Source organism: Fusobacterium massiliense (assembly GCF_900095705.1).
Classification (GTDB): Bacteria; Fusobacteriota; Fusobacteriia; order Fusobacteriales; family Fusobacteriaceae; genus Fusobacterium; species Fusobacterium massiliense.
Map to the genome: position 1 here is coordinate 248751 of NZ_LT608325.1, position 10146 is coordinate 258896.

Sequence of the window (10146 nt, forward strand, 5' to 3'; positions counted from 1 at the left end):
GTAAATGGAAAATAAAAAAATAGATAATATAAACAATGCTAACCATTACCAAATTTGTGGTTTTAATAGTATAAAAATAATTAAAAGAGTATTAGGCACAAAAGGGTTTGTAGCTTTCTGCTTAGGAAACATCCTTAAATATTTAATAAGAGCAGAAAAGAAAAATAGATTAGAAGACTATAAGAAAGCTGCTAAGTATTTGGAATGGGTTATTTAAAATTATAATCGTTCAGAAAGTTATTTAGATAAAATAGGTGAAGCTAATGAATTATTCAAAGAATTTAGAACTGATTGGGAAAATATTATGGATGAAATTGCCAAAGATTTAAATATTAATAAAAAGAAACATTTGAATTATATTTTTCATTGTGTTTTTAAAGAAAATTATATTTTAGCACTAGAAACTTTAAGAGACTTTATAAAAGAATACGAGGAATAACTATGGCTACTAGAAAAAACTTAGATGCTTTTTATAAAAAAAACTTAAAGAAAATATTAAGCTTTAAGGCAAGTGAATTAAGTACAGAGGAATTTAATCATATTAAACTGTATTCAGAGAAATTACCAATTTATAGATTTGTGAGGCGAAATAAATGATAAAAGTTTTAGAATTATTTGGAGGTATTGGAGCACCAAGAAAAGCACTTATAAATTTAGGTATATCTCATAAATCAATAGATTATGTTGAAATAGATGAAAAAGCAGTGAGAAGTTATAATGCAATGTTTCATGAGTTAGATAAAAAAAAACCAGATACAGTTGTAGGTTGGAATTTATGCCCCGATGTATTGATACATGGCAGTCCTTGCCAAGATTTTAGTATTGCAGGGAAACAAAATGGAGCAGATTTAGGAAGTGAAACAAGAAGTTCACTAATGTGGGAAACAATAAAAATAATAAAAAATATGGGAATTTGGAAACCAAGAGTTGTTATTTGGGAAAATGTTAAGAATGTACTATCTAAGCATATGATACACAACTTTAATAAGTACCTCGAAGAAATGAAAAAACTAGGTTATATAAATAAATTTGATGTTCTAAATGCTAAAGATTTTGGAATACCACAACATCGTGAAAGGGTATTTACTATTTCTATTCTTGGTGATAATAAATTTAATTTTTCTGCATTAGAAAAAAAGGAAATGAAACATATAAGAGAATACTTAACAAATGACTACAGTGAAAAACATTTGGTCACTCAACCAAGTATGTTAAATAAGATAAATAAACCAGGAACATTTGGGCTATATATAATTGATGACCACTGTAAAACTATAACAACTAAGCAACTTAGATGCCCAAATGCAGGTATTATAGATATAGGAAATGGACAATATAGGTACTTGACTGAATTAGAATGTTGGCGATTAATGGGATTTGATGATAAAGATTTTGAAAAAGTAGCTAAACAACATAAATTAAATAAAAAACAAATGAATGGAGCTTTATACAAACAAGCAGGGAATAGCATTTGTGTTCCTGTTTTAGAAGCAATTTTTAAAGAATTATTTAAGTAGTTTAAGATGAGAAAGTAAGAAAGGGAAAAATTGGAGGTAATTAATGAATTTTGACAAAGTTATGGAAGTTCAAAATTGTTTCTTAGAAGTTGAAAAATATATAAAAGTAAAAAGTTCATTATCTATGAATAATGATGAAAAAAATATTCTGATAGCTTTACACTATGATTCTTTCAAAATTATAGAAGCTGATAGAATAAATATTTTAGCTGAAATTCAAAAATTAAATAAATCATTTGAAATCAATCATGTTGTTATAAACAATCATATGGTTTTATTTCAAGGAACTGTTAAGGGAAGTGATTAAATTGAAAAGATTAACAAAAGATGAGATAAAAGAAATTTATCAAAAAAATATATGCAAAAAAACAAAAGATTATGATATCACTCATTATTGCTGTTATCCTATTGCAATAGAAGATGAAGATAATATATATGTTTCTAAAAAATGGGGTATAAATTCTGAAGGAGAACTTATTTATAATTTTAAAAAAAATTGGTTTGTAAATTTAAAAATGTATGAAGAAAATAAAAGTTTTTGTAAAGGGATTTATGGAAAAGAGGTATAGCTAAAATGACTAAAAAAATAAGTAAAGAAATTATTAAACTAGCAAAAAAATACTCAAAAACTAATAATAAAAAGGCTTGTAAAATAAGCTGGAAAATATTTTATACAGGTTTAGGTAGACATCAATATTTCAGAAATAGTGTCAATTTTAAATTTAATATAAATTATAAAAGATTGAAATCTAAATTAAAAAAAAGAAATGGTAAAAATCAAATAGGATACTAGGTGAGTTAAATGGAAAAAGTTTGCAAATGGTGTTCTAACTATAACAAAGGTAAATGTATTATTTTGAATGAAAAACTTTATATAGATGTTCCCTCTTCTGATTGGGGAACTTTGGATATTGTTACAAAATTTTTCAATAATCATTTTAGAAGATTTTTGTCCCCTGAAGAGTTATATGACTTAGCAGATGAACTTTCAGATGAAATAAATGAATTTGTTAATAAAAAATCAGAGGCTGCAACTATTGAACTTGGTTATGAACAACAAGAAGATTTTTCTTGTAAATATTGGAGGTAAAAATGAGCAAAGAAATAAAGTTTAGAGCTTGGTTAAAGAATAAAAAGGAAATGGTAGATGTTGCTTTAATAAATTATGTAACTAAATGTATAACTTATGCCTTAACTAAAAAAGGCAGTATGTTAACTATTATAGACGAAAACTTTAGTAATATAGAACTTCTTCAATATATAGGATTAAAAGATAAAAATAATAAGGAAATATATGAGGGAGATATTGTAAAAATAGACAGACAATTATTTAGAGTTAGCTATATGGAAGAAAAGGCTTCTTATATGCTTGATGAAGTGGATAGCTATATGAGTGATTATCTAAGTAATTACGATATAAATAAATTAGAAAAAGTTGGTAATATTTATGAAAATGTTGAACTTTTAGGAGAAAATGAATGACTACACATGAAATGGAGAGATTAATTTATACATATTTCGAAAGTGGAAGTTTAGCAATCGTTCCAAAAGTAACTAAAAATAACGGATGGTTAGACACAGAAGCAGACCCTATGATTTGGAAAAATATAGTAAATCATGAATGCGACATGTTAATTGTTACTAAAAATCGCTACTTAACAGAAGTTGAAATAAAAATATCTTTATCCGATTTAAAAGCTGATTTTAAAAAAGAACATCAGCACAAAGATGAAAATATTAAAAATTTCTATTATGCTTTTCCAGAAGAAATGAAAGAGAAAGCATTAGAATTAATTCCAAAAGATTGTGGTATTTTGATAGCAGTAAAAAAAGAATGTGGTATTCCATATAGAAAGATTGAATGTTATAGAAAGCCAAAAATAAACAAAGAAGCTAAACCTATAAATGATATAGTTCTTTCAAAAATTTATAGACTTGGCTATTTAAGATATTGGAATTATAGAATGTCAGGAGGAAATCAATGAAGATAATAAATGGAGATAGTTTAAAGATTTTAAAAACATTAGATACAGAAAGCATAGATTGTATTGTAACATCTCCTCCATACTGGCAACTTAGAGATTATAATATTTCTGGCCAGATAGGATTAGAAGAAAATATTGAAGAATATATTGAAAAATTAATGCTTATAATGGATGAATTATATAGAGTTCTAAAAAAGTCAGGAACATTTTTTCTTAATATAGGTGATACTTATTCAAATGTTAATTCTAAATTTTCTAAAAGAAGCAATAAAAAAAGAGGCAAAGAAAATACATTTAAGGTTATTCCAAGAAAAACAAATATTCAAAGAAAATCAAAGATGATGATTCCTGAAAGGTTATGTATTAAGATGATTGACCAAGGATGGATTTTAAGAAATGAAATTATTTGGCATAAGCCAAATGTTCTCCCTGAGTCTTTGAACGATAGATTCACAAATGATTTTGAAAAAATATTTTTCTTTACAAAAAACCAAAAATACTATTTCAAGAAGCAGTATGAACCATATTCTGAAAAAACTTTAAATGGTTTCAAAGATGGAGTTATGCCTACAGGAAAGAAAAAAATGTTAGAAGCTGGAGAAAGTAAAACTGCTATGAAGAGAATAGATAAACCTTGGAAAACTATTTACAATGAGAATGGAAGAAATATGAGGACAGTTTGGAGCATCGCAACAAAAGGAATAAAAGAAGGACACTATGCTAGTTTTCCAGAAGAATTAGTAAAAAGGTGTCTTTTAGCTGGATGTCCTATTGATGGTATAGTATTGGATCCATTTCTTGGTTCAGGAACTACATTAAAAGTTGCAAAAAGTTTAAATCTAAATGGAGTTGGAGTAGAACTTAAAAAGGAATACATTGAAATAGCTGTTTCTAGGATTGGAGAAGGTCTATTTAATAAGATAGAGGTGGATTATGAAAGTTTTAATGTCAATAAAGCCTAAATTTGTAGAAGAAATATTTTCAGAAACTAAGACTTTTGAACTTAGAAAAAAGATTTTTAAAAGTTCCATAAATACTATTGTTATATATTCAAGTTCTCCAAAGAAAAAAGTTGTTGGAGAAATTATTATAGATAAAATAATTTCTTCTACTCCTAAACTTTTATGGAAATCTTATAAAAATAATTTAGGTATTTCAGAAAAAGAATATTTTAAATACTATAAAAATTCAAAAGTTGCTTATGCTATAAAAATAAAAAAAGTTATTAAATATAAAAAAGAACTAGAATTAAAAGATTTTGGAATAGAAAAAGCTCCACAATCTTACCAATATATTAAATAAAGGTGATAGAAATGACAGTACAAGAAATGAGAGCATCATTAGAAAAACAATTAGAGAAACTTCCATTTTTCATATCAACAAAGGACACTGCTGATTTTTTAGGAATTAGTAAAAGTAACCTTATAAAGAAAACTGAAACTGGAGAAATAAAATCTATAAGAAATGGAAAATTAATTAAAATACCGAAGGAATGCCTGATTGAATATGTTTTAAATGCAATGTAAGAAAATAGGATATTGACATTTTTTAATAGTTGACCGATAATTCTTTATCGGTAGCTATAAAAAAAAGATGAAGGAGGATTCTTGTATACATCAAGCTACACTAGGAAAAGAGGTAAATTTTACCATTTAGTTTTTGAATATATAAAAAATAAGAAAAAAACTGTAAAATCAAAATCATCTAAAACTGATAATGAAGAATTAGCTGAAGAAATGCTAAAAACTTTTGAAGAAGAATGTAGAAAGTTTTTTGGAATATCTGATGATAAAAAAGTAAATAGTAGAAAAAACATCTTAAAGAAAATTGACCAGGATGTAAATTTATTTGATAAAGAGATTAAATTCTGTAATTTCATTTTAGGATATGTAAAAATGAGATTTAAAACTATTGATGATGCAACCTACTCATCTTATTTATCAAATACAAAGATATCCATATTACCTTATTTTTTTAAAGAAAATAAGAAACTCAAGGATATAAATACATTTGACATTCAAAAGTATTATTTTCATGAATTAAATGTAAGAGGAGTTTCTGCTAATACAGTTATTCATTACCATAATCTTTTAAGTCTAACATTCAAGTATGCTCAAAAGATAGGAATAATAACCATTAATCCTATGTTGAATGTTGAAAAGCCTAAAAAGGTTAGGTATATTGCAAAAGTTTATAATCATGAACAAATAAAAGAAATGCTTGAAATATTAAAAAAAGAAGACAAAGTACTATATTTAGGAGTGGTTATAACTAGCTTCTTTGGTTTAAGAAGAAGCGAATTATTAGGTCTGAAATGGTCAGCAATAAATTTTGTAGATAATACAATAAGCATTGTCCATACTGTTACAGAAACTAATTTAGATGGTAAAAATATCTTAATAAAAAAAGATAAGACTAAGAGTACAGCTGGTTTAAGAAGTTTTGTTTTACCTGGTTCAATAAAAGAAATGCTCCTGGAGTTAAAAGAGGAACAAAAGAGAAATAAAGAAAGACTAGGTAAAGGATATTACACAAAAGATGAAGAATATGTTTATGTGAATGAAGGTGGGGAACTGCATAAACCAAAATTTTTAACAAATGGATTTAGAAAGTTCTTGGCAAAACATAATTTAACACATATTAGGTTTCATGATTTAAGACACAGTTGTGCTACAATATTGTGTGAAAGTAATGTTAATGTAAAAGACATTCAAATGTTTTTAGGACATAGCAGTGCTAAAACAACTATGGATATATATGTACATCAAATGAATAAAAGTAATTTATCAACAGTATCTATAATTAATGAAAAAATAGGTATTTGATAAACTTACTTAGTTAATCAAAATAAAAAAAGTTACCATTAAAAACAATGATAACCCACACAATTTGGTATTTTGGTTGACTTTTCACCCTGTCAAAACCTGTCAAAATAATTTTTAGAGTATCGCAACTACTCATAAAATCAAATGTTTATGGCGGTGAGAGAGGGATTTGAACCCTCGGTACCGTAATTGGTACTCTGACTTAGCAGGTCAGTGCATTAGGCCACTCTGCCATCTCACCGTGTCAAATCAATAAACTATATCTATGGCGGAAGGTTAGAGACTCGAACTCTAAAGTCTTACGACGCCGGTTTTCAAGACCGGTTCCTTACCAATTAGGATAACCTTCCATGCCGTAGATAATCATAACATAGTTTTAAATTTATGTCAAGTAAAATTATAGTGCAGCTTTAGCAGCTTCCACTAATTTTGTAAATTCAGCTGAATTGTTTAAAGCGATGTCAGCAAGAACTTTTCTATCAAGTATAATTCCAGCTTTTTTAAGACCATTCATTAAAACAGAATAGCTAACTCCATTTAATCTAGCAGCTGAGTTTATTCTTGTGATCCATAATTGTCTCATTCTTCTTTTATTAACTTTTCTATCTCTTGTTGAATAAGCCATTGCTTTTCTTGTAGCTTGTTTAGCTTGTTTAAAAGCGTCTCCTGATGCACCTCTAAATCCTTTAGCAGCTTTTAATACTCTTTTATGTCTTTTTCTTCTTATAATACCAGTTTTTACTCTCATTACTTTTCCCTCCTAAAAATGAATTAATTATCTTCCTTCTCCATATGGCAATAATCCTTGCATATGTCTCTTATAAGTTTCAGTAACCACAGCATCTTTCTTCAAGTTATTCTTTCTTTTTCTATCTTTCTTAGTTAAGATGTGACTTTTCCCTGAATGTTTTATAACAAATTTTCCAGTTCCAGTAACTTTAATTCTTTTTTTAGCTCCTCTATGAGTTTTCATTTTTGGCATATTTATTCCTCCTTGTTTTCTCAAATATTAAAATAACTTTTTATAAAATAATTACATTATTTTTTCTTAGGTGATAAGATTAAATGTTTTTGCTTATCAGCATATTTTTTTTCAACTTCAGCAGTTTCAGTAAATTTTTCTGCTATTTCATCAAGAGTATCTACTCCTAAAGAATTATTCATTTTTTCTCTACCAAATAGAACTAAAGTGACTTTTACTTTATTTTCTTTTTCAAGAAATTTTGTAACTTGATTAAGTTTTGTTTCTAGGTCATGGCTATCTATTCTAGCTGTGACTTTGATTTCTTTAACAACAATTTGTTTTTGATTTTTTTTAGCTTCTTTTAATTTTCTAGTTTGTTCATATTTATATTTATTGTAATCCATAATTTTACAAACTGGCGGAGTAGCTCCTGGAGCTATTTCGACTAAATCATATCCTTTAGATATAGCTAAATCTAAAGCTTGTTCTGCAGACATAATTCCAAGTTGTTCTCCATCAAAAGAAATTATTCTAAATTCTTTTCCTTTTATTTTGTCGTTTATCCTAGTTTTATCAGAAATAATACAACACCCCCATATAAAAAAATAAAACAGGCACTTACCTGTTTCTAAATAAAATTATATTAAAAATTTAAAGTAGTTATCTACTTTAAAATAAAATTATATAATAAATTATTTTAAACCCGCTGAAGATATAAAATCCATGAGGTGAGAAACAGGATAAGTTTCTACTTTAATATTAACTTTGCTCAATAAGTATACAGTAAATTTTAACAAAAGTCAAGTAAAAAAATATTAACTTATATATTTTTGTGAACAGGATGTGATATTGTCTTAAGTAGTAGAGTATGAATTTGTCTCAAAATTTAATATAATATTTTACTATTTAAATTGGAGTTTATTATGAAGAAAATTATATTAAATACTATATGAAGATAGAAAATAAGTTATCGAACAAAGTCTCTTGACAGCCCTATGAGTTCTACGAGCTCAATAAACCTAGGCTCTCCGAACTAATACGGACGTCAGAGACTAATTTTCATTATTTAATTTTATACTTTTCTATATAATAAAAAGTTCCTTAAATATCATTTGTGATTTATAAAAAACGATAAAAATATATTAAAAATAAAAATAAAATGTAAAAATTATAAAAAATAACTAAAAAAAGAAAAAAAGTAGTTGACAAAGTTTTTGAAAGATGATATGATTACCGATGTCAATATGACAAAGGACATTAACAACAGAATAGAGAAAAGACAAAAAGCAACCATAAATTTGGTGTAAACAAAAAAGCAAATGAGCTTTAAAAAAGATTGAACGAAGAGTTTGATCCTGGCTCAGGATGAACGCTGACAGAATGCTTAACACATGCAAGTCTACTTGAACTTCGGTTTGGGTGGCGGACGAGTGAGTAACGCGTAAAGAACTTGCCTCACAGTTTGGGACAACATTTGGAAACGAATGCTAATACCGAATATTATGATCGAATGGCATCATTTGATTATGAAAGCTATATGCGCTGTGAGAGAGCTTTGCGTCCCATTAGCTAGTTGGAGAGGTAACGGCTCACCAAGGCGATGATGGGTAGCCGGCCTGAGAGGGTGAACGGCCACAAGGGGACTGAGACACGGCCCTTACTCCTACGGGAGGCAGCAGTGGGGAATATTGGACAATGGACCAAAAGTCTGATCCAGCAATTCTGTGTGCACGATGAAGTTTTTCGGAATGTAAAGTGCTTTCAGTTGGGAAGAAGAAAGTGACGGTACCAACAGAAGAAGTGACGGCTAAATACGTGCCAGCAGCCGCGGTAATACGTATGTCACAAGCGTTATCCGGATTTATTGGGCGTAAAGCGCGTCTAGGCGGTTAATTAAGTCTGATGTGAAAATGCGGAGCTCAACTCCGTATTGCGTTGGAAACTGGTTAACTAGAGTACTGGAGAGGTAAGCGGAACTACAAGTGTAGAGGTGAAATTCGTAGATATTTGTAGGAATGCCGATGGGGAAGCCAGCTTACTGGACAGATACTGACGCTAAAGCGCGAAAGCGTGGGTAGCAAACAGGATTAGATACCCTGGTAGTCCACGCTGTAAACGATGATTACTAGGTGTTGGGGGTCGAACCTCAGCGCCCAAGCTAACGCGATAAGTAATCCGCCTGGGGAGTACGTACGCAAGTATGAAACTCAAAGGAATTGACGGGGACCCGCACAAGCGGTGGAGCATGTGGTTTAATTCGACGCAACGCGAGGAACCTTACCAGCGTTTGACATCTTAGGAATGACGTAGAGATATGTCAGTGTCCCTTCGGGGAAACCTAAAGACAGGTGGTGCATGGCTGTCGTCAGCTCGTGTCGTGAGATGTTGGGTTAAGTCCCGCAACGAGCGCAACCCCTTTCGTATGTTACCATCATTAAGTTGGGGACTCATGCGATACTGCCTGCGATGAGCAGGAGGAAGGTGGGGATGACGTCAAGTCATCATGCCCCTTATACGCTGGGCTACACACGTGCTACAATGGGTAGTACAGAGAGTCGCAAACCTGCGAGGGGGAGCTAATCTCAGAAAACTATTCTTAGTTCGGATTGTACTCTGCAACTCGAGTACATGAAGTTGGAATCGCTAGTAATCGCAAATCAGCTATGTTGCGGTGAATACGTTCTCGGGTCTTGTACACACCGCCCGTCACACCACGAGAGTTGGTTGCACCTGAAGTAGCAGGCCTAACCGTAAGGAGGGATGCTCCGAGGGTGTGATTAGCGATTGGGGTGAAGTCGTAACAAGGTATCCGTACGGGAACGTGCGGATGGATCACCTCCTTTCTAAGGAGTATA

Annotated in this window: 17 protein-coding genes, 2 tRNA genes and 1 rRNA gene; 15 read left to right on the top strand and 5 right to left on the bottom strand. The window is 29.9% G+C overall.

The window, feature by feature from the left end; genetic code table 11:
• The first annotated feature begins 4 nt into the window (after nt 1–4).
• The 14 genes from BQ2505_RS08915 to BQ2505_RS02420 all read left to right on the top strand — a co-directional run bounded on the left by BQ2505_RS08915 (nt 5) and on the right by BQ2505_RS02420 (nt 6327).
• On the top strand, nt 5–217 hold the full coding sequence (locus tag BQ2505_RS08915) for a DUF3310 domain-containing protein (RefSeq protein ID WP_074016196.1): 213 nt from the start codon (nt 5–7) through the stop codon (nt 215–217).
• An 87-nt stretch (nt 218–304) separates the two neighbouring features.
• Nucleotides 305–439, top strand: a complete 135-nt coding sequence (locus BQ2505_RS09015; RefSeq protein WP_262360267.1) for a hypothetical protein — start codon at nt 305–307, stop codon at nt 437–439.
• Nucleotides 440–441: 2 nt separating this feature from the next.
• On the top strand, nt 442–597 hold the full coding sequence (locus tag BQ2505_RS08810; protein WP_187367080.1) for a hypothetical protein: 156 nt from the start codon (nt 442–444) through the stop codon (nt 595–597).
• Nucleotides 594–1517 (top strand): DNA cytosine methyltransferase, encoded by a 924-nt coding sequence (locus tag BQ2505_RS02370; protein ID WP_074016197.1) that lies wholly within the window; start codon nt 594–596, stop codon nt 1515–1517. Before BQ2505_RS08810 ends, BQ2505_RS02370 begins: the two co-directional genes overlap by 4 nt.
• Before the next feature lie 43 nt (nt 1518–1560).
• Nucleotides 1561–1824 carry a hypothetical protein gene (locus BQ2505_RS02375; RefSeq protein WP_074016198.1) on the top strand — a complete coding sequence of 88 codons (264 nt, stop codon included), beginning with the start codon at nt 1561–1563 and terminating at the stop codon, nt 1822–1824.
• 1 nt (nt 1825) lies between these two features.
• Nucleotides 1826–2086 carry a hypothetical protein gene (locus BQ2505_RS02380; protein ID WP_074016199.1) on the top strand — a complete coding sequence of 87 codons (261 nt, stop codon included), beginning with the start codon at nt 1826–1828 and terminating at the stop codon, nt 2084–2086.
• 5 nt (nt 2087–2091) lie between these two features.
• A complete protein-coding gene (locus BQ2505_RS02385; protein ID WP_074016200.1) occupies nt 2092–2310 on the top strand; it encodes a hypothetical protein in 219 nt (72 codons plus the stop codon).
• Nucleotides 2311–2319: 9 nt separating this feature from the next.
• Nucleotides 2320–2607, top strand: coding sequence for a hypothetical protein (locus BQ2505_RS02390; protein ID WP_074016201.1), 288 nt, complete (start codon nt 2320–2322; stop codon nt 2605–2607).
• A 2-nt stretch (nt 2608–2609) separates the two neighbouring features.
• Nucleotides 2610–2999 carry a YopX family protein gene (locus BQ2505_RS02395; RefSeq protein WP_083232313.1) on the top strand — a complete coding sequence of 130 codons (390 nt, stop codon included), beginning with the start codon at nt 2610–2612 and terminating at the stop codon, nt 2997–2999.
• On the top strand, nt 2996–3502 hold the full coding sequence (locus tag BQ2505_RS02400; protein ID WP_161939401.1) for an MmcB family DNA repair protein: 507 nt from the start codon (nt 2996–2998) through the stop codon (nt 3500–3502). The genes BQ2505_RS02395 and BQ2505_RS02400 overlap by 4 nt, the downstream gene beginning before the upstream one ends.
• Nucleotides 3499–4464: a DNA-methyltransferase gene (locus tag BQ2505_RS02405; RefSeq protein WP_074016203.1), complete on the top strand. Its 966-nt coding sequence runs from the start codon at nt 3499–3501 to the stop codon at nt 4462–4464. The genes BQ2505_RS02400 and BQ2505_RS02405 overlap by 4 nt, the downstream gene beginning before the upstream one ends.
• The gene (locus tag BQ2505_RS02410) at nt 4436–4804 is read left to right on the top strand and encodes an ASCH domain-containing protein (RefSeq protein ID WP_074016204.1); all 369 of its coding nucleotides are present in this window, start codon (nt 4436–4438) and stop codon (nt 4802–4804) included. Before BQ2505_RS02405 ends, BQ2505_RS02410 begins: the two co-directional genes overlap by 29 nt.
• An 11-nt stretch (nt 4805–4815) precedes the next feature.
• Nucleotides 4816–5028, top strand: coding sequence for a helix-turn-helix domain-containing protein (locus BQ2505_RS02415; RefSeq protein WP_074016205.1), 213 nt, complete (start codon nt 4816–4818; stop codon nt 5026–5028).
• A gap of 81 nt (nt 5029–5109) precedes the next feature.
• Nucleotides 5110–6327 carry a tyrosine-type recombinase/integrase gene (locus BQ2505_RS02420; RefSeq protein WP_074016206.1) on the top strand — a complete coding sequence of 406 codons (1218 nt, stop codon included), beginning with the start codon at nt 5110–5112 and terminating at the stop codon, nt 6325–6327.
• Between the two features lie 151 nt (nt 6328–6478).
• Here BQ2505_RS02420 and BQ2505_RS02425 read toward each other — a convergent pair.
• From BQ2505_RS02425 to infC, 5 genes are all read right to left on the bottom strand, one after another.
• Nucleotides 6479–6568 (bottom strand) — tRNA-Ser (locus BQ2505_RS02425).
• Between the two features lie 25 nt (nt 6569–6593).
• Nucleotides 6594–6677 (bottom strand) — tRNA-Ser (locus BQ2505_RS02430).
• Nucleotides 6678–6724: 47 nt separating this feature from the next.
• On the bottom strand, nt 6725–7075 hold the full coding sequence (rplT, locus tag BQ2505_RS02435; RefSeq protein WP_074016207.1) for a 50S ribosomal protein L20: 351 nt from the start codon (nt 7073–7075) through the stop codon (nt 6725–6727).
• A 27-nt stretch (nt 7076–7102) separates the two neighbouring features.
• Nucleotides 7103–7309, bottom strand: coding sequence for a 50S ribosomal protein L35 (gene rpmI, locus BQ2505_RS02440; protein WP_074016208.1), 207 nt, complete (start codon nt 7307–7309; stop codon nt 7103–7105).
• A gap of 56 nt (nt 7310–7365) precedes the next feature.
• Nucleotides 7366–7905 (bottom strand): translation initiation factor IF-3, encoded by a 540-nt coding sequence (gene infC, locus BQ2505_RS02445; RefSeq protein ID WP_074016209.1) that lies wholly within the window; start codon nt 7903–7905, stop codon nt 7366–7368.
• Between the two features lie 723 nt (nt 7906–8628).
• Between infC and BQ2505_RS02450 the strand changes: the two genes are divergently transcribed.
• Nucleotides 8629–10134 (top strand): 16S ribosomal RNA (locus tag BQ2505_RS02450).
• Nucleotides 10135–10146 lie beyond the last annotated feature (12 nt).

Excerpts from the sequence above, each read along its gene's own strand:
- BQ2505_RS08915 (WP_074016196.1), top strand. The coding sequence starts at position 5 with ATGGAAAATAAAAAAATAGATAATATAAACAATGCTAACCATTACCAA.
- BQ2505_RS09015 (WP_262360267.1), top strand. The coding sequence starts at position 305 with ATGGATGAAATTGCCAAAGATTTAAATATTAATAAAAAGAAACATTTG.
- BQ2505_RS08810 (WP_187367080.1), top strand. The coding sequence starts at position 442 with ATGGCTACTAGAAAAAACTTAGATGCTTTTTATAAAAAAAACTTAAAG.
- BQ2505_RS02370 (WP_074016197.1), top strand. The coding sequence starts at position 594 with ATGATAAAAGTTTTAGAATTATTTGGAGGTATTGGAGCACCAAGAAAA.
- BQ2505_RS02375 (WP_074016198.1), top strand. The coding sequence starts at position 1,561 with ATGAATTTTGACAAAGTTATGGAAGTTCAAAATTGTTTCTTAGAAGTT.
- BQ2505_RS02385 (WP_074016200.1), top strand. The coding sequence starts at position 2,092 with ATGACTAAAAAAATAAGTAAAGAAATTATTAAACTAGCAAAAAAATAC.
- BQ2505_RS02390 (WP_074016201.1), top strand. The coding sequence starts at position 2,320 with ATGGAAAAAGTTTGCAAATGGTGTTCTAACTATAACAAAGGTAAATGT.
- BQ2505_RS02395 (WP_083232313.1), top strand. The coding sequence starts at position 2,610 with ATGAGCAAAGAAATAAAGTTTAGAGCTTGGTTAAAGAATAAAAAGGAA.
- BQ2505_RS02400 (WP_161939401.1), top strand. The coding sequence starts at position 2,996 with ATGACTACACATGAAATGGAGAGATTAATTTATACATATTTCGAAAGT.
- BQ2505_RS02405 (WP_074016203.1), top strand. The coding sequence starts at position 3,499 with ATGAAGATAATAAATGGAGATAGTTTAAAGATTTTAAAAACATTAGAT.
- BQ2505_RS02410 (WP_074016204.1), top strand. The coding sequence starts at position 4,436 with ATGAAAGTTTTAATGTCAATAAAGCCTAAATTTGTAGAAGAAATATTT.
- BQ2505_RS02415 (WP_074016205.1), top strand. The coding sequence starts at position 4,816 with ATGACAGTACAAGAAATGAGAGCATCATTAGAAAAACAATTAGAGAAA.
- rplT (WP_074016207.1), bottom strand. The coding sequence starts at position 7,075 with ATGAGAGTAAAAACTGGTATTATAAGAAGAAAAAGACATAAAAGAGTA.
- rpmI (WP_074016208.1), bottom strand. The coding sequence starts at position 7,309 with ATGCCAAAAATGAAAACTCATAGAGGAGCTAAAAAAAGAATTAAAGTT.